We start from the raw sequence: 25,233 nt of genomic DNA on the forward strand, positions 1-25,233 counted from the left end.
TCAGTCCGAGACGGCCGGGGCGTCGGGGGCGGCGACGTTGTAGACCTTGCCGGGCCGGGTGAGCAGCGCGGCCAGCACGGCGGCCTTGCGCTCGGACTGGTCGGCGTTGCCCCACTTCACGGTCTTGCCGTCCTTGAGCGCGAGCTGCACGTCGCCCGGGGTGTGGGGCGTGATCGTCTTGATGCGCTTGAGGAGTTGCTTGGGGATGTGCGTCAGCACGGCCACCGCGGCCACGGTCGGCGCGTCGTCCGGGGCCGCGTGCGCGACCACGAGCGCCGGGATCCCGGCCACCGCCTTGGGGATGACGGCGAAGTCGACGCCGGTGCCGTCGATTTCGTGGTAGCCGTCGGCGGCCTTGACCAGTGCGACCGGAATCCGTTCGGTGATGGTGATCCGCACGGTGGCCGGCCACGAACGGCTGACGTCGACGCTCGCCACCCGGGGCAGGCGGGCGACGCGGTCGCGGGCGGCGTCGGTGTCCACACGGAACATCGGCGTGCCGTCGGGGATCGCCGCGGCGGCGACGATGTCCTTGGTGGCGACCAGCTTGTTGCCGCTGACCTCCACCGACCGCACGCCGAGCACCGGGGTGAACAGCAACAGGTAGACCAGCGCGGTCACGACCAGCATGACCAGCACCACGACCCAGCGGCGGGCGAGCACCCGGCGCCGTGGCGGGCGAGCGCCGCCGCGCTGCGCCGCCACGCGACCGCTCGGCCGCTCCCGCTGGGTCGTGGTCATCAGCCGTTGCCCCCCAGGGCGGCGAGCACCTCGGAGCCGAGCATGGTCACGTCACCCGCGCCCATGGTCAGCACCACGTCCCCGGGCTTCGCGATGCCCGCCACCAGGGCGGGCACCTTGTCGAAGGCCTGGACGAAGTGCACGTGCCCGGCCGGCAGCGGGATCCGCTCGGCGATGATCGCGCCGGTCACGCCCGGCTCGGGCTCCTCGCGGGCGCCGAACACGTCGAGCACCACGACCTCGTCGGCCAGCCCGAGCGCCGCGGCGAACTCGTCGCGGAACAACCGCGTGCGCGAGTACAGGTGCGGCTGGAAGATCACCACGAGCCGGCCGTCGCCGGCCGCCTCGCGCGCGGCCCGCAACTGCGCGGCCACCTCGGTCGGGTGGTGGGCGTAGTCGTCGTAGAGGCGAACGCCACCGGCGCGGCCCTTGAACTCGAACCGCCGTCGCACCCCGCCGAACGCCGCGATCCCTTCCAGCATGCCGTCCAGCGGCGCGCCGAGCGCGAGCCCGGCCAGCAACGCGCCCATCGCGTTGAGCGCCATGTGCTCGCCCGGCACCGCCACCCGCAGCTCGATTTCCTTGCCATCCAAGGAGATTCGCGCCAAACCGCCGCCGCCGCTCGGCTCGTACCCGAGCAACTGAACGTCCGTTGTGGACCGTCCGTAGCGGCGGGTCATGACCAATGCCTCGTCGGCCCGGCCGGCAAGCGCGCCGGAACCCGGGTCGTCGGCGCAGGCGATCAGCAACCCGGTCCGGTCGATCCGCTCGACGAACTGGTCGAACACCGACACGTAGGCCTCGACCGAGCCGTGGTGGTCGAGGTGGTCGGCCTCGACGTTGGTCACCACCGCGACCCACGGCGAGAACGCCAGGAACGAGCCGTCGCTCTCGTCCGCCTCGGCGACGAAGATGTCACCGCTGCCGTGGTGGGCGTTCGCGCCGGACTCGTTGAGGTCGCCGCCGATGGCGAACGACGGGTCGAGACCGCAGTGCTGCAACGCGACGGTGAGCATCGACGTGGTGGACGTCTTGCCGTGGGTGCCGGCCACACAGGCGACCCGGTGCCCGGCCATCAACGCGGCCAGCGCCTGCGAGCGGTGCAACACCGTCAGCCCACGCTCGCGGGCCGCGACCAGTTCCGGATTGGTGTCCTTGATCGCGGTCGACACCACGACCGCGGTCGGCGCGTCGTCGAGCTGGTCGAGGTTCGCGGCGGCCTGGCCGACCGCGATCTTCGCGCCCTGCGCGCGCAACGCGGACAGCGCGCGCGACTCCTTGGCGTCCGACCCGGACACCTGGCGGCCGCGGGCGAGCAGGATGCGGGCGATGCCGCTCATCCCGGCGCCGCCGATGCCGACCAGGTGCACCCGGTCCAGCACGTCGGCCTCGGTGGCGCCGTTGCCGGATTGGACCGCCGTGCTCATTTGCCGATCACGTCCAAGACCATGCGGGCCAGCACGTCGGCGGCCTCGCGGTGGCCGCTGTTGCTCGCCGCGGCGCTCATCGACGCGATGCGCTGCGGGTCGCGCAGCAGCGGGATCACCGTGTCCACCACGCGTTCGGTGGTCAGGTCGGCGTCGTTGATCATCAGGCCGCCACCGGCGTCGACCACCGGCTGGGCGTTGAGGGCCTGCTCGCCGTTGCCGTGCGGCAGCGGGACGAAGATCGCGGGCAGCCCGACCGCGGACACCTCGGCCACGGTCATGGCGCCACTGCGGCACAGCACGACGTCGGCCGCCGCGTAGGCGAGCTCCATCCGTTCCACGTAGGGCACGGCCACGTACCGCGGCGCGCCCGGAACCTCTTGCACCACAAGGGTGTTCTTGGGGCCGTGGGCGTGCAGCACGCCGATGCCCGCGTGCGCGAGCTGGGTGGCGGCGCCGGAGACGGCGGTGTTGATCGACCGCGCGCCCTGCGAGCCGCCGGTGACCAGCAGCGTCGGCACGTTCGGGGTCAGCCCGAAGAACTGGCGGGCCTGCGCGCGCAGCACCTGCCGGTTGAGCTGCAGGATCGACGGGCGCAGCGGGATGCCGATCACCTCGGCGTTCGGCAGGCCCGAGTCGGGGCCGGCCACCGCGACCCGCGCGGCGAACCGTGCCCCCACCTTGTTGGCCAGGCCGACGCGCGCGTTGGAGTCGTGCACCACGATCGGCACCCGCCCGCGCGCGGCGAGGTAGGCGGGCAACGCGACGTAGCCGCCGAAGCCGACCACCACGTCCGCACCGACCCGCTCGAGCACCTCACGGGTCTGCTTGATCGCCCCGCGCACCTTCATCGGCAGCTTCAGCAGGTCGACGTTCGGTTTGCGCGGCATCGGCACCGGCGGGATCATCTCCAGCTGGTAGCCGCGAGCCGGGATGATGTTCTTCTCCAGCCCGCGTTCGGTGCCCAGCGCCACCACCCGGGCGTCCGGCCGGAGCCTGCGCACCGCGTCGGCGAGCGCGAGGGCCGGCTCGATGTGCCCAGCCGTGCCACCGCCAGCCACCACCACGCAAGGTCCTTGGTTTACCGGCGTGTTTGGCCCGGTCAACGACGTCCTCCTTCTGCCCCGCGGGGGTATCCGCCGCGGCCGTGTGCGGTCCTGTCCGGGGCGACTCGGCCACGTCGCGATCCGTGTCGCGGATCGCGACGGGGCTCGCGCCGCAACTCCACGGGCACCGTGCGCCGCCCGGACAACCCCGTCGGCCGGTCGGCCCCGCGGGGCGGGTTCGACGGCCGGGCGGGCTTGCGCCGCACCGGCGGGTTGTACGGGTCCGGCGCGGGCAGCCGCAACAGCGTGCCGAACTTGCCCGGACCCTGCGATCGTAGTGCGGCCACCGCCTCGGGCTCGTGGCGCGCACAGTTCGCGAGGATGCCGAACACCAGCATGGTCACCACGACCGACGTCCCACCGGCGGAAATCATGGGCAGCGTGATGCCCGTGACCGGCAGCAACCCGACCACGTAGCCGATGTTGATCGCGGCCTGCGCGACCAGCCAGACGGTCAGCGTGGCGGCCACCATCCGGATCCACGGGTCGATGTTGCGGGTGGCGATGCGCATGCCGACGACCGCGATCATCGCGAAGAGGCCGAGCACGAGCACGCAGCCGAGGAAGCCGAGCTCCTCGCCGATCAGGGCGAAGATGAAGTCGTTCTGGACGTTGGGCAGGTACTCCCACTTCGACCGGCCCTCGCCCAGGCCCTGGCCGAACAGGCCGCCGTCGGCCAGCGCGTAGAGCGCCTGGTTGGACTGGAAGGCCGCGCCCTCCACGTCCCCGGGCTTGAGGAAGTTCACCACGCGCGACAGGCGGTAGCCCGAGCCGACGGCGAGCAGCACGACACCGGCGAGGCCGCCGGCCGCGATCGTGCCGAACAGGCGCAGCGGCGCGCCGGCGAACCACAGCAACGCGATCAGCACCACGCCGAGGGTGACCGTGCCGCCGAGGTCGGGCTGCAGCATGACCAGGGCGAAGATCAGCAGGGCGACCGGCACCACGGGCACCAGCATGTGCCGGTACTGGCGCAGCGCCTTGCCCTTGACCACCAGCACGTGCGCGCCCCACAGGGCCAGCGCGAGCTTGGCGAACTCGACCGGCTGGATGGACAGCGGGCCGACGATGAACCAGCTCTGCGCGCCGTTGACGTTGGCGCCCAGCGGGGTCAGCACCGCCATCAGCGACAGCACCGTGCCGAGCATCGCGTACGGGCTGAGCGAGCGGATCACCCGCAGCGGCACCCGCAGGCCGATCCAGAACAGCACGGAGCCGGCCGCGACGAAAAGCGTCTGCTTGATGAAGACCGTGTAGACGGTGGACCCCGGCGTCTTCGCCGACACCACGGGCGAGGCCGACAGCACCATGGTCAGGCCGAGCACGGTGAGCAGGCCCAGCACCGCCAGCACCAGGTGGAACGAGGCGAGCGGGCGGCCGAGCCACGCCGTCAGCACGAACTTGACGCCGGCCACCCGGCCGCGCGGGTGTTCCTCGGCCTTCTTGGTGCCGGACTTCGTGGCGGCCGACGCGGGCCGGCCCCGCATCGCCCTGGTCATCAGCGTGCTCCGGGGCTGCCCGTGTCGGCGAGTAGCTCCCGCACCGCCGCCGTGAAGGCCTCTCCCCGCTGGGCGTAATTGGCGAACATGTCCATCGACGCGGCGGCGGGTGCCAGCAGCACCACATCCCCCTTGCGTGCCATCGCGCTGGCCGCGCGCACCGCTGCCGTCATGGGATCATGTTCTCCCGGCGCGAGCCGGTGGACGGGGACCTCCGGCGCGTGTCGCGCCAGTGATCGGGTGAAGACCTCGGCGTCGCGGCCCAGCACCACCACGCCGCGTAGCCGGTCGGCGACCGCGCCGACCAGATCGTCCACTTCGGCCCCTTTGAGCAGCCCACCGGCGATCCACACGACGTGATCGTGCGCGGTGAGCGACCCGGCGGCCGCGTGCGGGTTGGTGGCCTTGGAGTCGTCGACGAAGCGCACGCCGTCCCGCTCGCCGACCGGCACCGCTCGGTGCGCACCCGGCCGGAACGCGGTCAGCCCGGCTTTGACCGCACCCGCGCTCGCGCCGTTCGCGCGGGCCAGCGCGGCGGCGGCCAGCGCGTTGGCGACGTTGTGCCCGCCCGCGACGTGCAGGTCGCCGAGCGTGGCGAGCTCCTCGACGCCGTGCACGGGGTCCTCGACGAAGGCGCGGTCGACCAGCAGATCCTCGACGACCCCGAGCTGACCCACGCGGGGCGTGCCCAGGGTGAACGTGATCGCGCCGGGTCCGGCGAGCTCGAGGGTCGCGGGGTCGTCGGCGTTGGCGATCCGGGTCTCGGCGCCGTGGTAGATCCGGCCCTTGTCAGCGGCGTACGCGGCGAACGTGCCGTGCCAGTCGAGGTGGTCCTCGGCGAGGTTGAGCACCGCGGCCGCCCGCGCCCGCAGCGAGCTCTGCCAGTGCAGCTGGAAGCTGGAGAGCTCCATCGCGAGCACGTCGTGGCCCGCGAGGACCGCGTCGATCACCGGCAGGCCGACGTTGCCGCACGCGACCGCGTCCAGGCCGTCGGCGCGCAGGATCTGCTCGAGCATGGTGACCGTGGTGGTCTTGCCGTTGGTGCCGGTGACGGCGAGCAACCGCGGCGGGTTCGGCTGGTCGAGGGCGATCCGGATGGCCAGCTCGACGTCGCCGATCACCTCGATGCCCTGCTCGGCGGACGCGGTGAGCAGCGGGTGGTCCGGGCGCAGGCCGGGGCTGGTGACCACGAGGGCGGTGCCGGCCGGCGGGGTGTCCAGTCCCACCGCGAGGTGCGCGCCCGTGGCTTCGAGCGCGGCCAGCTTCGCCGGGTCGGCGTCGGTGACCGTGACGTGCGCGCCGAGCCCAGTCAGCGCGGGCGTCACCGACTTCCCGGTCACGCCCGCCCCGACGACCAGCACCCGCACGCCGTCGTATCGCACGTCAGCTCCCGACGGCCGTGAGCCACTCGCTGTAGAACAGGCCCAGGCCGAACATCGCGCAGATCCCGGCCAGCAGCCAGAACCTGATGATCACCGTGGTTTCCGCCCACCCGGCGAGCTCGAAGTGGTGGTGGAACGGGGCCATGCGGAAGAACCGTTTTCGGGTGGTCCGGAAGATCGCGATCTGCAGCACCACCGACACCATCTCGACCACGAACAGGCCGCCGATCACGATCATCAGCAGCTCGGTGTGGGTCATGATCGAGAGCCCGGCGACGAGACCGCCGAGGGCCAGCGAGCCCGTGTCACCCATGAAGATCTTGGCCGGTGCCGCGTTCCACCACAGGAAGCCGATGCAGCCACCCATGGCCGCCGCGGCGACGACGGCGAGGTCGAGCGGGTCACGCACGTGGTAGCAGCCCGAGGACGCGGCGGTCGCGCAGTCGTAGCGGAACTGCCAGAACGTGATGACCACGTAGGTGCCGAACACCATCGCCGAGGACCCGGCGGCCAGACCGTCGAGGCCATCGGTGAAGTTCACGGCGTTCGACCAGCCGCCGACGATCACGTAGCAGAACACCACGAAGCCGACCAGACCGAACGACACCCAGGCCACGTCACGGACGAACGACAGGTTCACCGACGCGGGCGTGATCCCGTTCTCGTCGGCGAACTGCACGGCCAGCACCGCGAACGCGATGCCCACGGCCAGCTGCCCGACGGTCTTGGCCGTCTTGTTCAGCCCGAGGTTGCGCTGCTGCTTGATCTTGATGAAGTCGTCGAGGAAGCCGACAAGGCCGAGCCCGACGGCCAGGAACAGCACCAGCAGGCCCGAAGCCGACGGCGGCTCGGCGTCCGGGTTGGTCATCCGGGTGATCAGGTGCGCGGCGCCGTACCCCAGCACCATCGCGGTCACGATCGCGACGCCACCCATCGTCGGCGTGCCGCGCTTGCTCTTGTGGCCCTGCGGGCCTTCCTCGCGGATCTCCTGGCCGAAACCCTGCCGGGAGAACACCCGGATCAGGTACGGCGTGAACAGGATCGACACGATCATCGCGACGGCAGCCGCGATCAGAATGCTCTTCACGCGGCGTCACCCAGCAACGCCTCGGCCACCCGCCACAGGGCGGCCACCTTGGATGCCTTCACGAGCACGATGTCGCCCGGTCGCAACTGCTCTCGCAGCAACGCGACGGCGGCGTCGACGTCGGGCACGAGCACCGACTCCTCTCCGGACGAGCCCGGCCGGCTCGCCCCGTGGTGGATGGCCGCGACGTCGGGTCCCTCGCCAACCGCCACGAGCCTGTTGATGTCGAGACGCGCGACCAGGCGGCCGAGTTCATCGTGGGCGGCAACGGCTTCGTCGCCGAGCTCGCCCATCACGCCCAGGACCGCCCAGGTGCGCCTGCGTGGTTCGGTGCGGCCCATCGCGGCCAGCGTCGACAGCGCGGCCCGCATGGACTCGGGGTTGGCGTTGTACGAATCGTTGACCACGGTCACGCCGTCCGGGGTCGTGCGGACGTCCATCCGCCGCTCGGACACCCGCTTCGCCCCCGACAGCGACTGCGCCACCAGTTCCGGGGTGGCGCCGAGTTCGAGCGCGACGGCGGCCGCGGACAACGCGTTGCCCACGTGGTGGCGGCCGTGCAGGCCGAGCGCGACGTCGGCCTCGCCGACCGGGGTGATCATCCGGAACCGCGCGCGGGCCTGGTCGTCCAGCGTCACCTCGACCGCGCGGATCTCGGCGTGCTCGGCCTCGCCGACCAGCACGACCCGGGCCCGGGTGCGGGTGGCCATCCCGGCGACCAGCGGGTCGTCGGCGTTGAGCACCGCGAGCCCGTCCAGCGGCAGGGCCTCCACCAGCTCGCCCTTGGTCTGCGCGATCGCCTCGCGTGAGCCGAACTCGCCCAGGTGCGCGGTGCCGACGTTGAGCACGACGCCGATACGCGGCGGTGCGGTCTCGCAGAGCGACCGGATGTGCCCGACCCCGCGCGCGGAGAGCTCCAGCACGAGGTGGTCGGTCTTGGCGTCGGCGCGCAGGGCGGTCCACGGGTGGCCGAGCTCGCTGTTGAACGAGCCGGGCGGCGCGACCGTCGTGCCCAGCGGGGCGAGCACCTGCGCGATCAGGTCCTTGGTCGAGGTCTTGCCGGACGAGCCGGTGACCCCGACGACGGTGAGACCCTCGGTGTCGGTCAGCCGGTCCACGACCGTGCGGGCCAGCGCGGCCAGCCCGGCGAGCACGGCGGCGCCGGAGCCGTCGGTGTCGCCGGTGAGGGCGACCGAGCGGGTGTGCGCTTCGGATACGGGCGGGACCACGACCGCCGGCACGCCGACGGGGCGGGCTGCGAGCACGCCGACGGCGCCGTCGCGGATGGCCGCCGCGGCGAAGTCGTGGCCGTCCACCCGCTCCCCGGGGATGGCCACGAAGAGCCCGCCCTCGGTGACCTTGCGCGAATCGAACTCCACGGAGCCGGTGACCACCGGCGTCCCGTCCGTGTCGCTCAAGGTGCCGCCGACCGCTCGCGCGATCTCGGCCAGTGTCAGGGGGATCATCCGTTTCCCTCCAGGCGCTCGCGGATGGCGGCGGCCAGCTCGTCGCGGTCGGAGAACGGGTGCACGACGCCCGCGACCTCTTGCCCGGTCTCGTGGCCCTTGCCCGCGATCACCACGATGTCGCCGTCGTGCGCGCGGTGCACGGCCTCGACGATGGCCTTGCGCCGGTCGCCGATGTCGAGCACCTCACCGCGCTGCGATTCGGGCAGTTCCAGGGCGCCGGCGGCCATCTCGGCGCGGATGGCGGCCGGTTGCTCGCTGCGCGGGTTGTCGTCGGTGACGATCAGGACGTCGCTGCGCCGCGCGGCCTCGGCGCCCATCATCGGCCGCTTGCCCCGGTCGCGGTCGCCACCGCAGCCGAGCACGACGATGAGCCGGCCGTCGGTCTGCGCGCGCATCGCGTCGAGCGCGAGCGCGACGGCGGCCGGTTTGTGCGAGTAGTCGACCACCGCGGTGAAACCCTGGCCCATGGCCACGCGTTCCATCCGGCCCGGAACCTCCACAGCGGACAGTCCGGTCCGGATCGCCGCCGCGTCCACACCGGACGCGTGCAGGCACGCGGCGGCCAGCGCCGCGTTGGCGATGTTGAACGTGCCGGGCAGCGGCAACGTGGTCTCGATGGTCAGGCCGTCCGGGCCGTGCAGGGTGAAGGTCTGCTCGCCCGTCGGGGAGGCGGTGATGCCGGTGGCGGTCCACTGGGCGTCACCGGTCGTGGACACCGTGATGGTGTTCGGGTGGACCAGGCGCTTGCCCCAGTCGCTGTCGGTGCAGACGACCTCGATGGCCGACCGGCCGTCGAACAGCATGGACTTGGCGGCGAAGTAGTCCTCCATGTCCTTGTGGAAGTCGAGGTGGTCCTGCGAGAGGTTGGTGAACGCGCCGACCGCGTACCGCGTGCCCGCCACCCGGCCCAGCGCCAGCGCGTGGCTGGAGACCTCCATCGGCACGTGGGTGACCCCGCGCTCGACCATCACGGCGAGCAGCGCCTGCAGGTCAGGGGCCTCCGGCGTGGTGAACGCGCTGGAGATGCGGCTGCCCGCGATCCGCGTCTCGACGGTGCCGATGAGCCCGGTGGTGCGCCCGGCGGCCCGGAGCCCGGACTCGATCAGGTAGGCCGTCGTCGTCTTGCCGGACGTGCCGGTCACCCCGATCATGTCGAGGTTGCGCGACGGCTCGCCGTAGATCCAGGAGGCGAGCGGGCCGAGGACGCCGCGCGGGTCCGGGTGCACGATCACCGGGACGGCGAGGCCGGCGAGCTTGCGGGCGCCCGCGTCGTCGGTGAGGACGGCGGCGGCGCCGGCGGCGACGGCCCCGGCGGCGAAGTCGGCACCGTGCACGTTGGCCCCGGGCAGCGCGGCGAAGAGGTCGCCGGGCAGCACGTGCTGGGCACGCAACGTGGCACCGGTGAGCGCGACCGACGTCGGGTCGAGGTCCTCAGGAGTGGTCAACTGGGCATCGGCCCGCGCGACCAGCGTGGTGAGCGGCACGGGTTCGATCCGGAGCGGGCGTGGCGGCGCGGTGACTGCCTTGCCCTCGAGCTTGGCGGGCACGCGCGAGAGGCTACCTGCGCACGCTCGGCGACCGTGCGACCCCCGGTGATCGCGCCGTGATCCTCTTGTGCTGTGTCCGATTGCGCTCTCTTCGTTCGCGCGCATGGCGGCCTCTTGACGGGCTGGCTCGCCTGCGGCGCCGGAGCGCCTGCGGCGAACCAGCCCCGGCCGCCATGGTGGTGGTCACCTGGAGAAGCGGTGCCCGGTCAGCTGGGGAGCTGGAGGGTGACGACCGGGGTTTCCGTCTTGGACAACGGAATGTTGTACTTCTGCGCCAGGAACGATGCCACGTCGTGGAACAGCGGCGCCGCCGAGTGTCCATCCGGGCTGGTGTAGACCGGCCGGTCCAGCACGATGCCCACCACGAACCGCGGGCTGTCGGCGGGCAGGATCCCCGCGAACGTGATCCAGTAGTTGGAATTGCTGTACGTGTGGGTCACCGGGTTGATCTGCTGCGCCGTCCCCGTCTTCCCGGAGACCTGGTACCCGGGCAACGCGGCCTGCGGCGCCGTCCCCGAGTTCGGGTACGGCGCACCCTGGGTCACCGCGCGCAACATGTTCCGCACGGTGATCGCCGTCTGCGGCTTCACCACGCGGATCCCTTGCGGGCGCGGCATTTGCACCCGCGAGCCGTCCGGACGGACCTCCGCCGAGATGATCCGCGGCGGCACGCGCACCCCGTCGTTCGCCACCGTCTGGTACATGGAAGCCATCTGCAGCACGGTCATCGACAAGCCCTGACCGATCGGCAGGTTGCCGAACGTGCTGCCCGACCACTGGCTGCGCGGCGGCACCGAACCCGGGGACTCGCCCGGCAGGCCGATGCCCGTGCGCTGCCCGAGGCCGAGGCGCTTGAGCATGTCCGAGAACCGGTCCGGCCCGACCCGCTGCGCCAGCTCCAGCGTGCCCACATTGGACGACTTCGCGAAGATGCCCGTCGTCGTCATCTGGAGCAGGCCGTGCGACCAGGCGTCGTGGACGGTGCGGTCGGCGACCTGGATCTGGCCCGGCACCTCGTGGACGGCGGTCGGGGTCGTGATGCCGTACTCGATCGACGCCAGGGCGGTGACGACCTTGTTGACCGAGCCCGGTTCGTACGGGTTGCTCACGGCCGGGTTGGCCATGGCCGCGTTGTCGTAGGTGGGCTTGTTGGGGTCGAAGCTCTTGTCGTTGGCCAGCGCGTAGACCTCGCCGGTGTGCGCGTCCATGATCACCGCGCTCGCGCTGTGCGCACCGGCCTTCTTGGCGAAGGCGGCCAAGTGCTCCTGCAGGTAGTACTGCACGTCGCCGTCGATGGTGAGCACGACGTCCGACCCGTCCACCGCGGCCTGCGTCTGGCGCACGGTACCGGGGATGACCACGCCGTCGTCGCCCTCCTCGGTGTCCACCACCTGGTGGCCGGGGGTGCCGGCGAGCATGAGGTCCAGCGAGCTCTCCAGCCCGGACAGGCCGTGCAGGTTGTGGTTGCGGGTGTCCGGGTCGTCCATCCGCCAGTTCGCGACGCCGACGATGTTGGACGCGAGGTTGTGCCCGGGGTAGTCGCGCACCGCGCGCACCTCGGCGCTGACCTCGGGGAACTCGTCGGTGATCGTCCGCGCCTTCGACGGGTCGATGTTGTTGACCAGGTACACGAACTTCGCCGCGGACCGCAGCTTGGCCAGCATCTGGTGCGCGTCGACACCGAGCACGTCCTGCATCCGCTGGGCCAGCTTGGCCGAGTGGGCCTCGTAGTTGTCGAACTGGCCGGGGTGCTTGGCCGCGGCCTGGTCCCACTGCTTGCGCATGGCCTGCGGCCGGTACGAGAGCGTGCGGACCTCGACGCTGAACGCCAGCGGCGAACCGTTGCGATCCACAATGGACCCCCGAACGGCCTGCACGTCGACGGTCGCCGAGCGCTGCCGCTGCGACTTCGCCGACAACGCGGGCGCCTCGAACGCCTGCACCTGCACCAGCTTCACGCCGGTCGCGATCAACCCGATCACCAGCAGGATGCGCACCACCCGCACGCGGATGCGGTGATCCGCCCGTGCCGGGCGACGCCGGACCCGCCGTGGCCCCGACCGCCGCGGTGGCGCCGGGCGGCGGGCAGGCGGGCGCGGCCGACCGCCGCGCGGTTCCGTGCGGGGAACGCGCGGCGGGAGCCCGCCACCACCCGGCTTGCGGCCGGGCACCCGTCCCGCCGGCATCAGCCGTGGTCCTGCCCGTGCTGGTCGGCCTGAGCACCACCGTGGCTGTCCGCGTCGTGACCGGCCGCGTCGTGACCGGCCGGCGGGGGCGTGCTGGTGCTGGTCGGCGTGGTGGTCTTCGGCGGCTTGGGCGCCTCGGCCTTCTTGGGGTCGCCGACCATGCGGACCTTGCCGTCCGGCCCGACCACCAGGTATGCCGGGTCGCCGCTGGGCACCATGCCCAGCTCCTGCGCCCGCTTCGCCAGCGCGGACGCCGAGTCCATGCTGGTCACCTCGCGCTGCAACTGCTCGGCCTGCTCCGACAGCGCGGCAACGCCCTTCTTGGCGTCGTCGAGCTTGTAGGAGTCGGCGATCGCCTGCGTCGAGAGCCACAGCGTGGTCGCGACACCGACCAGCAGCATGCTGATCACCAGCACCACGAACGTCGCCGTGGACGCCTGCTTGCGCGGCACCGGCTGACGCCTGGGCCGCGACTCCGCACGGGCCTCGCGCACCGGCTCGGTGCCCGGCCGGGTGCGCACGCGGGGACCGCCGTCGCGGCGGCCTTCACGCTGCGCGCGCCGGGCGTAGGCGCGCTCGGCCGCCGCCGACCGGGTGCGGCGCGGCCGCTCGGCGGGCGCCAGCCGTTCCGGCTGCTCGACCGTGGTGGCGCCGGCCTTGGCCGCGGCACCGTTCTTGGCGGCACCAGTCTTGGCTGCGGCGCCGGCGGCGCGCTTCTTGTCAGTACGTGCCGGTGCCGTCATCACGCAGCCTCCCTGATCCGCTCCGCCGCCCGCAGCCGCACCGACGCGGCCCGCGGGTTGCGCTCCTTCTCTTCCTCGTCCGCCTGCTCGGCCCCCCTGGTGAGCAGGCGAAGCTGCGGGGCGTGCCCGGGGAGTTCCACGGGCACGCCCTGCGGGGTGCGCGAGCGCGCCAGTTCGGCGAACGCCCGCTTGACGATCCGGTCCTCCAGGGACTGGTAGGCCTCCACGACGATCCGGCCGCCGACCACCAACGCGGCCAGGGCCGCGGGGATGGCGTCGGTCAGCACGTCCAGTTCGGCGTTGACCTCGATGCGCAGCGCCTGGAACGTGCGCTTGGCCGGGTGCCCGCCGGTGCGCCGCGTCGCCGCGGGCACGTTCGCGTAGATCAGCTCGACCAGCCGGCCACTGGTGGTGAACGGCTCCTTCTCGCGTTCGGCGACGATCGCCTTGGCGATGCGCTGGGCGAAGCGCTCCTCGCCGTACTCGCGCAGGATCCGGGTCAGGTCGGCGACCGAGTACGTGTTCAGCACGTCGGCCGCGGTCTGCCCCGTGGTCGGGTCCATCCGCATGTCCAGGGCCGCGTCCGCGCGGTAGGCGAAGCCGCGCTCGGCCACGTCCAGCTGCATCGAGGAGACGCCGAGGTCGAACAGGATGCCGTGCACGCCGTCGATGTCGAGGTCGTCGAGCGCCTCGGGCAGCTTGTCGTAGACCGCGTGCACCAGGTGCACCCGGTCGCCGTGCTTGGCCAGGCGCTCGCCGGAGCGGGCCAGCGCCGCGGGGTCGCGGTCGAGGCCGACGAGCCGCAGCTCGGGGTGGGCGGAGAGCAACGCGTCGGCGTGACCGCCGAGACCGAGGGTCGCGTCGACCAGGATCGCGCCCGGCTTGTCCAGCGCGGGGGCGAGCAGGTCGAGGACGCGGTCCAGCAACACCGGAACATGCGTCGGTTGCATCACGGACCCCCTCCCTGCGGACCAACTGCGCCGACCAAATCGGGCCGATAAAAAAATCGGGTGCCGCCAGGTCCCCGCCCGCCCGTCGAACCTGGCGCCGGGGAAGGTGCGCCAGGGTCGAGAGTCGAGCGGACCGAGGCCTCACGACACCCGATGTGCTGCTCCCGCGTGGTCAGAAGATCCCGGGAAGGGCCTCCTCCTGACCTTGCGAATAGCTGTCCTCGTGCTCGTCGAGGTAGCTCTGCCACGCCTGCGAGTCCCAGATCTCCAGCCGGGTGATCGCACCGATGACCACGCACTCCTTGGTCAGCGCGGCGTAGCGCCGCAACTCCGGTGCGATCGCGATCCGCCCCTGGCCATCGGGTCGCTGCTCGTCGGTTCCGGCGAACAGGTACCGCTGGTAGGCGCGTACCGCCTCGTTGGTGAAGGGCGCCGCGGCGACCTTCTTGGCCATTTCCTCGAACTCGGCCCGGGGGAACACGTAGAGGCAGTGGTCCTGCCCCTTCGTGACCATGAGCCCGCCCGCGAGGGCGTCGCGGAACTTGGCCGGCAGCGTGAGCCGCCCCTTGTCGTCGAGTTTGGGCGTGTGCGTGCCGAGAAACACGGCACCCACCTCCCCACCGACCCGTTGGCGGACCGGTCGTGGGACTCCCTGCTGCCCCACTGTCCACCACACTACCCCACTTTTCACCACCGTCAACACGAAACGCGCGCGCCGCGCGGCGCGATTAAGGACGTTTGTGCAGGTGAAACGGGTGGGGGCGAAGTGGGGGGTGGTGGTGGGGCACCCGCGGGCCCAAGGGCCGAACGGAGTCAATCCCATCCGTAGGCGGTCCACCGAAGCTTCGCGCCCGCACAATGTGGGGAGAAGTGGGGACGGATGTGGCCGCCTGCGTTCGCGCAGGCTTGACACGATTCGTGCCAGGCTGAGAAACAGGCATTCCGTGCTCGACGCACCCGCCGATGAGGCAGGCTGTGCGCCAGCAGGCCACACATGCAGGAGGACGAGTTGTCGTCTAGTACCCCGCCTACCGCGCCACCAGGCAATCCCTATGGCGGCCAGAGCGGCAACGGCTACCCCGGGCAGTCTGGGCAATTCGCCGCCGCCCCGGGTCAGCAGACCGGACAGCACCAGGTCGTGTCGCCGAACGCGGCACAGCCGGTGATCGCCAACGCCCACCAGCCGGCCCCGCTGCAGCCCGTGCTGCCGGTGGAGCCGACCACCCAGAACGCGCAGTCCGGTGGGTACCGCGCCGACGGCCTCGACGAACTGCACGCCACCGCGGCGCGGATCTCCGCGAACGTGGAACGGGTGCTGGTCGGCAAGCCCGAGGTGATCCGGATCGCGCTGGTCACCCTGCTCGCCGAGGGTCACCTGCTGGTCGAGGACGTGCCCGGGGTCGGCAAGACCTCGCTGGCCAAGGCGCTGGCCCGGTCCATCGACTGCTCGGTCTCGCGCCTGCAGTTCACCCCGGACCTGCTGCCCAGCGACGTCACCGGCGTCTCGATCTTCAACCGGCAGAACAACGAGTTCGAATTCCGGCCTGGTCCGGTATTCGCCAACATCGTGGTCGGCGACGAGATCAACCGCGCCTCCCCCAAGACGCAGTCCGCGCTGCTGGAGTGCATGGAGGAGCACCAGGTCACCGTCGACGGCAACACCTACCTGCTGCAGTCGCCGTTCATGGTCATCGCCACCCAGAACCCGATCGAGATGGAGGGCACCTACGCCCTGCCCGAGGCGCAGCGCGACCGGTTCACCGCGCGCGTGTCGATCGGCTACCCCGACCCGGCCGCCGAGCTCGCCATGGTCGACGGGCACGCCGGGCGTGACCCGATGAGCGAGCTGCAGCCGGTGTCGGACGGCGCGCAGGTGCAGCGGCTGGTGGCCGCGGTGCGTGGCGTGCTGATGGCCCAGGAGGTGCGGCGCTACGCGGTCGAACTGGTCACCGCGACCCGGCGGCTGCCCGAGATCCGGATCGGCGCCTCCCCGCGGTCGACGCTGCACCTGGTGCAGGCCGCGCGGGCGCAGGCGGCGCTGTCCGGCCGCGACTTCGTGGTGCCCGACGACATCCAGGCCGTCGCCGTGCCGGTGCTCGCCCACCGGCTCGTGCTCACCGCCGAGGCGCAGGCCGCCCGGCGCCAGCCCGCCGAACTGATCCGGGCCCTGCTGCAACGCATCGCCATCCCGCACGGCGCGGGCGACCCGTCGGCGCAGTGGGTCGCGGGCAACACCGCCGCGCAACCCGGGCCACGCTGATGCGCGGGGCGCTGTCCGGCCTCACCACCCGCGGTCGCTGCCTGCTGGCCGCCGGGATCGCCGCGGCGCTGTGCTCGTTCGTGTTGAACGAACGCGACCTGCTGCGCGTAGCTGTCTTCGTGATCGCGTTGCCGGTGCTGGTCGCGTGGGTGACCTCGGCCAGCCGGGTGCGGCTGCTCGCGCAGCGGCAGATCCTGCCGCCGCGGGTGGCGGTCGGCGCCCGCGCCGAGGTGGCCCTGACCGTGCAGAGCGCGGGCCGGCTGCCGACCGGCGGGCTGCTGCTGCAGGACGGCGTGCCCTACGCGCTGGGCGGCAAGCCGCGGTTCGTCGTGGAGCACCTGCCCCGCCACGGCGGCGTGCAGCTGCGGTATCCGCTGCAGCCCGCGCTGCGCGGCATCCACCAGGTCGGCCCGCTGCGCGTGACCGTGACCGACCCGTTCGGGCTGACCGAGTTCGACAAGGAACTCGCCGGCGTGACCCGGATGGTCGTGGTGCCGAAGGTCTACCCGCTCACCGGCGTGCCCGGCGGGTCCGGGCTGGGCTCGGGCGAGGACGGCTCGGTGCGCCTGCACAACGGCCAGGGCGAGGACGACGCCATCGTGCGGCAGTACCGCCAGGGCGACGACCTGCGCAAGGTGCACTGGCGCTCGACCGCGCGCCACGACGAGATGATGGTGCGGGTCGAGGAACGGCCGTGGCGCGGTGGCACCACGGTCATGCTCGACCACCGGGCCAACGCGCACCGCGGCAGCGGCGTGACCGCGAGCCTGGAGTGGGCGGTGTCCTTCGCCGCGTCGGCGTGCCTGCACCTGCACCGCCACGGCCACCGCATCCGGCTGGTGACCGAGAGCGGCGCCTCGCTGACCAGCGAGGTCAGCGAGGGCATGCACAGCGAACACGTCGTGCTGGACGCGCTGGCCGCGTTGCAGAGCACGCAGCGGCGCGAGCTGAGCTGCACGTTCGACCCGGCCCACGGCCAGGAACTGGTCGCGGTCCTCGGCGTCACCACCCCGGAGGACCTCGGTGAGATGATCCGCCACCGGCCGCGCAGCGCGCGCAGCCTCGCGGTGCTGCTCGACCCGCGCGGCTGGGGCGACACCAACCCCGCCCACCACCCCGACCGGTCCGCAACGCTGCTGCGCGGCGCGGGCTGGGGCGTCATGGTCGCCCGGCCGGACACCCCGATGAACACCATCTGGTCGGCGTTGTGCCACACCACGTCGCAGCACTCCGGCGCGATGATCGCCGGAATGCCTTAGCGCACAACCGCTTTCGCACGACACCGCATGGAGGCGGCCCCGTGACGAGCACCACGAAGACCGAACCGGCCGCGGCGCAGTGGTCGACCATGACCACCCCGATGGTGGCCGCGCTGACCACGCTCTGCGCGTCGACGGCCCTGTCCGGGATCATCGTCGGCTCCCGCTGGCTCGGTTTCTCGCTGCTCGCGGTCGTCGTCGTGAGCGGCCTCGGCCTGCTGCTGCGCGGGCTGCGCGTGCACACGCTGGTCGTCGGCATCGCGCAGATGTTCGCGGTGCTGTGCCTGCTCGTGGTGCTCTTCACCAACAGCGGCATCCTCGGGCTCTTCCCCGGGCCGTCGTCCCTGCACGACCTCGGTGGCGTGTTGCACGACTCGGCGGAGATCGTGAAGGTCGGCGTGCCGCCGGTGCCCGCCACCACGCCGATCATGTGCCTGGTGGTGATCGCGATCGGCCTGGTCGCGGTCCTGGTGGACACCCTCGCGGTCGCGGCGGCCGCCCCGGCGGCCTGCGGGCTGGTGCTGCTGTGCGTCTACGCGGTGCCCGCCTCGCTGTCGGAGACCATGCTGCCGTGGTGGTCGTTCATGCTGGGCGCCGCGTCGTTCGCGTTGCTGCTGGCCGTGGACGGCACGCACCGCCACCGCCTCGGCCGCAACCGGGCGGCCGGGACGGCCACGGGCACCGCGGGCGCGGCCTCACCGGCGGCGCTGACCGGCGTCGCGTTGCTGCTCGCGTTGCTCGCGGGCGCCGGGATCACGATGGTCGGCACGATCGGCCAGTTGCCGGGCAACGGTGACGGCGGCGACGGCGCGGGCACGGCGCTGGGCATCAAGCCGTTCACGTCGTTGCGCGGCATGCTCACCCACGAGGGCAACACCGAGCTCTTCCGGGTCCGCGGGCTCGGTCAGGACGACCGGTACCTGCGCGCGGTCACGCTCACCACCTACGACCGCAACGGCGGCTGGAAGCCGCCCACGGAGATGCCGCAGGGCGTGCCCGCCGACGGCGAACTGCCACCGGCCCCGGGCGTCGACCCGACCGACGCGACGCTGTCGGCGATCGAGGTCGAACCGATCAACTCGGTCGACTACTGGGTGCCGGTGTACGGCACGCCGCACCAGATCTCCCAGCTGCCCCAAGGCATCCGCTACGACCCGACCACGTCGATGGTGTACTCGGAGAAGGCGCAGAAGATGCCTGCGTACATCGAGGAAGCCGACATGAGCGAGCCGTCGGCGGCCGAGCTGCGCGCGGCGGGCTCGAACTACGACGGCCTCGACCCGCACTACCTGCAGCGCGCCGACGTCGACCCGCAGATCACGACGCTGGCGAACCGGCTGACCTCGGGCAAGTCGACCGAGCTGGACAAGGTGCTCGCGATCAAGAACTACTTCGACCCGAGCAACGGTTTCGTCTACCGCACGGAGACCAGCCAGGGCTCGGACGCGACCGCGCTCGCGGACTTCGTGTTCCGCTCCAAGGCCGGCTACTGCGAGCAATACGCGTCGTCGATGGCCGTGCTGCTGCGCCAGGCGGGCATCCCGTCGCGGGTCGCGCTCGGCTACACGGCGGGCTTCCCGCAGGGCGACTACCGCTCGATCACCACGACCGACGCGCACGCGTGGGTCGAGGTCTTCTTCCCCGGCCGCGGCTGGATCACCTTCGACCCGACGCCGCTCTCGGACGGTCGCGCCTACACCCCGGCGTACGCCAACTCGACCGACACCGGCGGCCCGGACGACACCAGCACCAGCACCACCAACACCAACGACGACAAGGCACCGAAGGCCGAGGAGCCCCTTCCGGAGGACCCGACCAACGCGGCCCAGTCGACGACCGGCTCGACCGACCAGCAGGACTCCGGCGTCAGCCTGGGCTGGACGGCGTGGGTGGCGGCGGTCCTGGTGCTGGGCGCCCTGATCGTCACCGCGTCGGCGTGGCTGATCGGCAAGCGCAAGCCTTCGTCGGCCCGGCTGCGCACCGCGCTGACCGTCGCGGCCTACGTGGTGTGGACGCTGGCGCTGGTCTTCGCGCTGGCCATCGTGTCGTGGTGGCTGTCGGCCCTGGCCGTGATCATCGTGGCGCTCGCAACCCCAAGGGCCGTACGGGATTGGCGTCGCCGAGCCCGGCTGCACCGGGTGGCCGGCAGCGGGCGCGACGCCGCTGACGCCGCCTGGGCGGAACTGCTGGCCGAGTCCGTCGACCGCGGTTTGCCGGTGCAGCAGGCCGACACCGTCCGATCGGCGGCGCGACGGCTGGTCCGCGAGCACAACCTCGACGAGGACGGCAAGCAGGGCATGCGCACCATGGTCAACGTCCTGGAGCGCTCCTGGTACGGCGACGGCACGCCGGACCCGGAGTTGGTCAAGGCGCTGGAGGAAGTGCGGACGAGTATGCGCAGGAACGCACCCCTGGCCTTCAAGGCCAAGATGCTGCCGCGGTCGGTCCTGCGCCGCCGAGGTATCTGATCTGACCCAGGCGTGTCCCACACCCGCGTCGGGTGTGTCCCACACCCGGGTCAGGCGTGTCCCACACTCAAGCGGGGTGAGTCCCATACTCGGGTCGAGTGCGTCCCACACTCGAGCGGGGTGAGTCCCCTCGACAGAACAAAGGCCCGTAGCGCCATCGCGCTACGGGCCTTGCTTCCAAACTCGTCTAGCGGTCTTCGTCGAACCTGCGGCGGAACCGGTCCTCCATACGCTGGGAGAACCCGCCCTGGCGCTTCTTGTCGCCCGGCGTACCTGAACCCGACGGGCCCTCGGCCTCGCTCTCGGCCGCGTCGCCGTGGCGCATGGACGTCCACGTGATCACGGCACCGAAGAACATGACCAGGAAACCGAGCACGCTCACCACTGGCACACTTGCCAGCTTGATGAGCGGGAACATCACACCCAGCAACAGCAGCGCCACACCGAGGACGAACAAGGCAATGCCCTGCACCCTGCGCCGTCGCGACGGCCTGCGCAGGCGCGCACCACGGACAGTGGACGCGAACTTGGGGTCCTCGGCGTAGAGAGCACGCTCGATCTGGTCGAGCAGGCGCTGCTCGTGCTCGGAGAGTGGCATCGTTCCTCCTCCGGCACAGCGGTTCGGGCGCCGGGTGTTTTCGTTGCCGCCGAACCCGGCGGGCACCCCGACCTCAGGGTGTCACGTCCAAGTCTACGAGCCTGAGGGCTCCGCCACTACCCGATCCATGATGAGGTCGGCCGCATCTTGACCAACCTCGCCCGCACGGGCTAGCCGCTAACCGGACAAATCGCCCGCACGCTGCTCCTTCTGCCGCTCCGGCTCGTGCCGCGTGGCCCCGATCGCCGCGTCCGGCACGCCCAGAGCGTCCACGAGCGTGTCGATCCGGGGCCGCAGTCGCTTGCAGAGGTCGTTCACCGCGGCGGTCACGCCCTTGGCCCGGCTGGCGCTCAGCCGGCCGTGCCCCTGGAACCACGCGAGGTCGGCCTCGACCGCCGACAGCACGTACAGGTCGCACACCTGGTCGAGCAACGCCACGAGCTCGGGATCCGGGCACCGTTCGATCGCGGCCACGAACGCCTCCAGCACCACCCGCTCGACGTGCACCCAGGCGGCCCGCAACACGTGGTCCTGGGCGTCGTTGAACACCTCGAACGGGTCGGCGCCCTCCTCCGCGGCCGGGCGCAACCGGCGCGCGAGCGTGTCCAGGACGTGCTTCTCGCGGTCCTCCAGCAGTTTCAGCTGCCAGCCGCGGTCGGCGAAGTCGGCCTCCTCCTGACCGGACACGGCGTCGACCAGCCGCTCGATCACCGAACGCGCGGCGGTCCGCTCGACGACCGCACCCATGAACTGGTCGGTGACGAACCGGGCCATGCCCAGCGTGCCCAGCTCGTGCAGGTGCTGCTGGTAGCCGGTCAGCAGGCCTTTGGCGACCAGCTGCAGCAACACGGTGTTGTCGCCCTCGAAAGTGGTGAACACGTCGGTGTCCGCCTTGAGCCGCGGCAGCCGGCTCGCCGCCATGTACCCGGCGCCCCCGCACGCCTCGCGGCAGATCTGGATCGTCTTGGTGGCGTGCCAGGTCGTCAGCGCCTTCAGCCCGGCCGCACGGGATTCCAGCTCGCGCTGGCGGCGGTCGTCGGAGCGCTCGACCGGGTTCTCGCCGACCAGTTCGTCCAGGGTCTGCACCAGCTCCTGCTGCGCGAAGTGCAACGCGTACGTGCGGGCCAGCGCGGGCAGCAGTTTGCGCTGGTGCGCCCGGTAGTCCAGCAGCACGACCTCGTCCGGCTCCTCGCCCGGGCGGGCGAACTGGCGCCGGGCCAGCGCGTAGCGGATGGCGATGGTGAGCGCGGACTTCGTCGCGCTGCCCGCGGCGCCGGCCACGCTGATCCGGCCGCGGATCAGCGTGCCGAGCATCGTGAAGAACCGCTTGCCGTCACCATCGATCGGGCTCGAGTACGTGCCGTCGGCGGCGACGTCGCCGTAGCGGTTGAGCAGGGCCTCGCGCGGCACGCGGTAGTCGTCGAACCAGAGGCTGCCGTTGTCCACGCCGTTCAGGCCGCCCTTGCGCCCGCAGTCGGCGATGCGCACGCCCGGCACGGGATTGCCGTCCGCGTCGCGGATCGGCACCAGGAACGCGTGCACACCACGGTGCTCGTCGCCGGTGATCAGCTGCGCGAACACCACGGCCATCCGGCCGTCGCGGGCGGCGTTGCCGATGTACTCCTTGCGGGCGTGCTCGTACGGGGTGCGCAGCACGAATTGCTCGGTGGCCGGGTCGTAGGTCGCCGTCGTGCGCAGGTGCTGGACGTCCGAGCCGTGTCCCAGTTCGGTCATGGCGAAGCAGCCCAGCAGCCGGTCGGACATGATGTCGGCGAGGTGCGCGTCGTGGTGGCGGTCCGTGCCGAGCGACTCGACCGCGCCGCCGAACAGCCCCCACTGCACACCGGCCTTGACCATCAGCGACAGGTCGCCGAAGCCGAGCATCTCGAACGCGGTCAGCGAGCCGCCGACGTCCCCACCGCCGCCGTACTCCTCGGGGAATCCGATCTCCGGGTAGCCCGCCTTGGCCAGCTCCTGCAGCTGGGCCAACACCACCGCGCGGTGTTGCTCGGTGGTGAGGTCCTCCTCGGGCGGCGGCAACTCGGCGAGCCGCTGCCGCGCCTCGGCCCGGATCGCGTGCCAGCGACCGTCAAGGAATTCGCAGAGCGCACCTGTCATGACCCGACGCTAAGACCGCGACCGGCGTACTGCCACGCGAAACCGTCCACATCGGACCTCCTACGGCGGCCGAGAACCCGCTCGCCTGGGCGGATAGGCTGGGTGGGACTACGCAGTGAGAGGAAGTTCATGCCGGACGGAGAGCTGAGCAGGGCCGCGGCCGTGAGCGGGTTCCCGGAGTGGCTGCCGCACGAGCGGCTGGTCGAGCAGCGCTGGATCGACACGATCCGGCGCGGGTTCGAGCGCTACGGGTACGCGCCGATCGAGACCGCGGCGGTGGAGTCCCTGGACGCCTTGCTGAGCAAGGGCGAGACGTCCAAGGAGGTCTACACGCTGCATCGGCTCCAGGCGGACGAGAAGGACTCCTCCGACGCCAAGCTCGGCCTGCACTTCGACCTCACCGTGCCCTTCGCCCGCTACGCGGCGCAGCACTTCAACGACCTGGACTTCCCGTTCAAGCGCTACCAGATCCAGAAGGTCTGGCGCGGCGAACGCCCGCAGGAGGGCCGGTTCCGCGAGTTCGTGCAGTGCGACATCGACGTGATCAACCCCGAGCAGGTGCCGCTGCACTTCGACGCCGAGGTGGCGCGGGTCGCGGGCGAGCTGATCGCCGAACTCGGCGTCGGGCCGTTCACCATGCGGATCAACAACCGCAAGGTGCTCGAGGGCTTCTACGCCGGGCTCGGCGCGGCCGACCCGCTGGCGGTCATGCGGGCCATGGACAAGATCGAGAAGATCGGTCCCGAGCAACTCGGCCGGCTGCTGCGCGACGAACTCGGCCTCACCGCCGAGCAGGCGCAGGCGTGCCTGGATCTGGCGCAGGTGCGGGGTTCGGACGCGTCCGTCGCCGACGTGGTGCGCAAGCTGGGCGTCACGTCGGACCTGCTCGACGAGGGCCTGGCGGAGCTGGCCTACGTGCTCGACGCGCTGTCCGACCTGCCCTTCGTGGTCGCCGACCTGTCGATCGCCCGCGGCCTGGACTACTACACGGGCACCGTGTACGAGACCACGCTGGACGAGTTCCCGGCGTTCGGCAGCATCTGCTCCGGCGGGCGCTACCAGGACCTCGCGGGCCAGTTCATCCGGCGCAGCCTGCCGGGTGTCGGCATCTCGATCGGGCTGACCCGGCTGTTCTCGAAGATGCTGGCCGAGGGCAAGCTCCCGCTCGGCGCCAAGACGCCGACCCAGGTGCTCGTCGTGGTGCCGAGCGAGGAAACGGCCGGGCTCGCCGCGGAAGTCGGCCGTGCGCTGCGGTCGCGTGGCATCAACACCGAGGTCTACCACGCACCCGACAAGATCGGGAAGCAGCTGCGCTACGCCTCGCGCAAGGGCATCGGGGCCGTGTGGTTCCCGCCGTTCCGCGAGGGCGCCGAGCACGAGGTGAAGGACATGGCCTCCGGCGAGCAGGCGGTCGCGGACCCGGCGACCTGGGCGCCGGTCAGCGAATAGGGTTCGTGGCCCAGTAGGCGATGTCGGTCGGGTCCGGCCCGACCGACAACCGCACGCCGGCCCGCACCCGCGCCTTGTCGGCGTCGGGGGCGGGTCCGCCGGTCGCGACCACAAGGCCGTGACCGACGTCCGTGCCCCGACCGACTTCGACGGCCGCCTTCGGGCCCACCTCCACCATCAACGGTGTCACCCGGGTCGGCACGTCGGCGGCGCCGAGGTGCAGGGTGACCGTCGGCATCGCCGGTTCCCGCGGGAACGTCGTGCGCACGCCGAGCAGGTGCCAGCCGTGCGATGGCGCGGCGATGGTGAACGGCACCCGCACCTGACCGTCGTAGCGGGAACCGACACGTTCGGCGATCTGGCGCGCCTGCTTGCGGGAGCCCGCGCTGGACGCCAGGTCGACGACGGCCCAGCCGCCGGGCCGCCACTCCCATGCCAGTTCCGTGTGCCCGTTGTCGAGCACCGTGTCGTCCAGGTAGTAGGCGCTCGTGCCGTCGACGACCGGATCGGTGCGCTCGCCGACCGGCCGCCAGCCCGGCTCGGGCGGGCGGCCCACCGGGAAGAACACCACGGTGGCCATGGCGTGGGGCGCGGCCAGCTCGGCGACCTGCCGGTAGCGGCCTGTGGTGTAAGCGACCGGGGTGAATCCCCCGGCGGCGGCGACGCTGAATTCCTCACGCAGCACCGAGAACTCGTGCGGCGCGGCCGCGGGCACGGACTCGTGGTGCAGCAACGACGGCACCATCACCGCGCTCGCGGCGACCGCGATCACGACCCCCAGCGCCGACCCGGCGATCCGGTGGCGGATCACCCGCCGCCCGTGCCGCACCGCGCGCTCCACGTCCACGGTCCCCGGCCCGCCGCACTCCACCTCGCGCAGCGGGCGCAGCAACAACTCCGCTTCACTGTCCACTGTCGACACCTCACTCCACCCCCGAGATCAT

The 25,233-nt window shown here is 71.8% G+C and carries 19 protein-coding genes; 4 read left to right on the top strand and 15 right to left on the bottom strand.

Translation table 11 applies throughout. The annotated features are described in order from the left end of the window. The 12 genes from EV186_RS17795 to mraZ all read right to left on the bottom strand — a co-directional run bounded on the left by EV186_RS17795 (position 1) and on the right by mraZ (position 14,741). On the bottom strand, positions 1-741 hold the full coding sequence (locus EV186_RS17795) for a cell division protein FtsQ/DivIB (RefSeq protein ID WP_133850457.1): 741 nt from the start codon (positions 739-741) through the stop codon (positions 1-3). Beyond that, positions 741-2,168, bottom strand: a complete 1,428-nt coding sequence (gene murC, locus EV186_RS17800) for a UDP-N-acetylmuramate--L-alanine ligase (protein WP_133850458.1) — start codon at positions 2,166-2,168, stop codon at positions 741-743. Before murC ends, EV186_RS17795 begins: the two co-directional genes overlap by 1 nt. Beyond that, the gene (murG, locus tag EV186_RS17805; RefSeq protein WP_133850459.1) at positions 2,165-3,235 is read right to left on the bottom strand and encodes an undecaprenyldiphospho-muramoylpentapeptide beta-N-acetylglucosaminyltransferase; all 1,071 of its coding nucleotides are present in this window, start codon (positions 3,233-3,235) and stop codon (positions 2,165-2,167) included. Before murG ends, murC begins: the two co-directional genes overlap by 4 nt. Before the next feature lie 35 nt (positions 3,236-3,270). Beyond that, positions 3,271-4,773: a putative lipid II flippase FtsW gene (gene ftsW / locus EV186_RS17810; RefSeq protein WP_243754115.1), complete on the bottom strand. Its 1,503-nt coding sequence runs from the start codon at positions 4,771-4,773 to the stop codon at positions 3,271-3,273. Beyond that, a complete protein-coding gene (gene murD, locus EV186_RS17815) occupies positions 4,773-6,155 on the bottom strand; it encodes a UDP-N-acetylmuramoyl-L-alanine--D-glutamate ligase (RefSeq protein ID WP_133850460.1) in 1,383 nt (460 codons plus the stop codon). The genes ftsW and murD overlap by 1 nt, the downstream gene beginning before the upstream one ends. A gap of 1 nt (position 6,156) precedes the next feature. Then, positions 6,157-7,242, bottom strand: a complete 1,086-nt coding sequence (gene mraY / locus EV186_RS17820; RefSeq protein WP_133850461.1) for a phospho-N-acetylmuramoyl-pentapeptide-transferase — start codon at positions 7,240-7,242, stop codon at positions 6,157-6,159. Further along, the gene (locus tag EV186_RS17825) at positions 7,239-8,708 is read right to left on the bottom strand and encodes a UDP-N-acetylmuramoyl-tripeptide--D-alanyl-D-alanine ligase (protein WP_133850462.1); all 1,470 of its coding nucleotides are present in this window, start codon (positions 8,706-8,708) and stop codon (positions 7,239-7,241) included. The genes mraY and EV186_RS17825 overlap by 4 nt, the downstream gene beginning before the upstream one ends. After that, the gene (locus EV186_RS17830) at positions 8,705-10,258 is read right to left on the bottom strand and encodes a UDP-N-acetylmuramoyl-L-alanyl-D-glutamate--2,6-diaminopimelate ligase (RefSeq protein ID WP_243754116.1); all 1,554 of its coding nucleotides are present in this window, start codon (positions 10,256-10,258) and stop codon (positions 8,705-8,707) included. The genes EV186_RS17825 and EV186_RS17830 overlap by 4 nt, the downstream gene beginning before the upstream one ends. A gap of 206 nt (positions 10,259-10,464) precedes the next feature. Then, on the bottom strand, positions 10,465-12,264 hold the full coding sequence (locus EV186_RS17835; RefSeq protein ID WP_243754117.1) for a peptidoglycan D,D-transpeptidase FtsI family protein: 1,800 nt from the start codon (positions 12,262-12,264) through the stop codon (positions 10,465-10,467). Positions 12,265-12,443: 179 nt separating this feature from the next. Next, entirely contained in the window at positions 12,444-13,187 is a 744-nt protein-coding gene (gene ftsL, locus EV186_RS17840) for a cell division protein FtsL (protein ID WP_133850465.1), read from the bottom strand. After that, entirely contained in the window at positions 13,187-14,137 is a 951-nt protein-coding gene (rsmH, locus tag EV186_RS17845) for a 16S rRNA (cytosine(1402)-N(4))-methyltransferase RsmH (RefSeq protein WP_166659280.1), read from the bottom strand. Before rsmH ends, ftsL begins: the two co-directional genes overlap by 1 nt. Positions 14,138-14,309: 172 nt before the next feature. Further along, entirely contained in the window at positions 14,310-14,741 is a 432-nt protein-coding gene (mraZ, locus tag EV186_RS17850; RefSeq protein WP_133851318.1) for a division/cell wall cluster transcriptional repressor MraZ, read from the bottom strand. Between the two features lie 390 nt (positions 14,742-15,131). On the opposite strand from mraZ, the gene EV186_RS17855 reads away from it, so the two are divergent. The 3 genes from EV186_RS17855 to EV186_RS17865 are packed head-to-tail and all read left to right on the top strand — an operon-like array spanning position 15,132 to position 20,124. Beyond that, positions 15,132-16,397, top strand: a complete 1,266-nt coding sequence (locus EV186_RS17855) for an AAA family ATPase (RefSeq protein ID WP_243754118.1) — start codon at positions 15,132-15,134, stop codon at positions 16,395-16,397. After that, positions 16,397-17,656 carry a DUF58 domain-containing protein gene (locus tag EV186_RS17860; protein ID WP_133850467.1) on the top strand — a complete coding sequence of 420 codons (1,260 nt, stop codon included), beginning with the start codon at positions 16,397-16,399 and terminating at the stop codon, positions 17,654-17,656. Before EV186_RS17855 ends, EV186_RS17860 begins: the two co-directional genes overlap by 1 nt. A 41-nt stretch (positions 17,657-17,697) precedes the next feature. Beyond that, positions 17,698-20,124, top strand: a complete 2,427-nt coding sequence (locus EV186_RS17865; protein ID WP_243754119.1) for a transglutaminase TgpA family protein — start codon at positions 17,698-17,700, stop codon at positions 20,122-20,124. 187 nt (positions 20,125-20,311) lie between these two features. On the opposite strand, the gene EV186_RS17870 is transcribed toward EV186_RS17865, so the two are convergent. After that, positions 20,312-20,722: a DUF3040 domain-containing protein gene (locus tag EV186_RS17870; RefSeq protein WP_133850468.1), complete on the bottom strand. Its 411-nt coding sequence runs from the start codon at positions 20,720-20,722 to the stop codon at positions 20,312-20,314. A 177-nt stretch (positions 20,723-20,899) separates the two neighbouring features. Continuing rightward, positions 20,900-22,840, bottom strand: a complete 1,941-nt coding sequence (locus EV186_RS17875; RefSeq protein WP_133850469.1) for an acyl-CoA dehydrogenase family protein — start codon at positions 22,838-22,840, stop codon at positions 20,900-20,902. A gap of 129 nt (positions 22,841-22,969) precedes the next feature. Here EV186_RS17875 and hisS point away from each other — a divergent pair, with 129 nt between their 5' ends. After that, positions 22,970-24,289 carry a histidine--tRNA ligase gene (gene hisS / locus EV186_RS17880; protein ID WP_133850470.1) on the top strand — a complete coding sequence of 440 codons (1,320 nt, stop codon included), beginning with the start codon at positions 22,970-22,972 and terminating at the stop codon, positions 24,287-24,289. On the opposite strand, the gene EV186_RS17885 is transcribed toward hisS, so the two are convergent. Next, complete coding sequence (locus EV186_RS17885) at positions 24,279-25,202, bottom strand: hypothetical protein (RefSeq protein ID WP_133850471.1); 924 nt, start codon at positions 25,200-25,202, stop codon at positions 24,279-24,281. The two genes, hisS and EV186_RS17885, sit on opposite strands and share 11 nt — an antisense overlap. Between the last annotated feature and the right edge of the window lie 31 nt (positions 25,203-25,233).

The organism is Labedaea rhizosphaerae, assembly GCF_004362825.1.
Lineage (GTDB): Bacteria > Actinomycetota > Actinomycetes > Mycobacteriales > Pseudonocardiaceae > Labedaea > Labedaea rhizosphaerae.

What these genes read in the sequence shown, in the direction of transcription:
- EV186_RS17795 (WP_133850457.1), bottom strand. Translation starts at nt 741, where the DNA reads ATGACCACGACCCAGCGGGAGCGGCCGAGCGGTCGCGTGGCGGCGCAG.
- EV186_RS17875 (WP_133850469.1), bottom strand. Translation starts at nt 22,840, where the DNA reads ATGACAGGTGCGCTCTGCGAATTCCTTGACGGTCGCTGGCACGCGATC.
- EV186_RS17870 (WP_133850468.1), bottom strand. Translation starts at nt 20,722, where the DNA reads ATGCCACTCTCCGAGCACGAGCAGCGCCTGCTCGACCAGATCGAGCGT.
- EV186_RS17855 (WP_243754118.1), top strand. Translation starts at nt 15,132, where the DNA reads ATGCAGGAGGACGAGTTGTCGTCTAGTACCCCGCCTACCGCGCCACCA.
- ftsW (WP_243754115.1), bottom strand. Translation starts at nt 4,773, where the DNA reads ATGACCAGGGCGATGCGGGGCCGGCCCGCGTCGGCCGCCACGAAGTCC.
- ftsL (WP_133850465.1), bottom strand. Translation starts at nt 13,187, where the DNA reads ATGACGGCACCGGCACGTACTGACAAGAAGCGCGCCGCCGGCGCCGCA.
- murC (WP_133850458.1), bottom strand. Translation starts at nt 2,168, where the DNA reads ATGAGCACGGCGGTCCAATCCGGCAACGGCGCCACCGAGGCCGACGTG.
- hisS (WP_133850470.1), top strand. Translation starts at nt 22,970, where the DNA reads ATGCCGGACGGAGAGCTGAGCAGGGCCGCGGCCGTGAGCGGGTTCCCG.
- EV186_RS17825 (WP_133850462.1), bottom strand. Translation starts at nt 8,708, where the DNA reads ATGATCCCCCTGACACTGGCCGAGATCGCGCGAGCGGTCGGCGGCACC.
- rsmH (WP_166659280.1), bottom strand. Translation starts at nt 14,137, where the DNA reads ATGCAACCGACGCATGTTCCGGTGTTGCTGGACCGCGTCCTCGACCTG.
- EV186_RS17860 (WP_133850467.1), top strand. Translation starts at nt 16,397, where the DNA reads ATGCGCGGGGCGCTGTCCGGCCTCACCACCCGCGGTCGCTGCCTGCTG.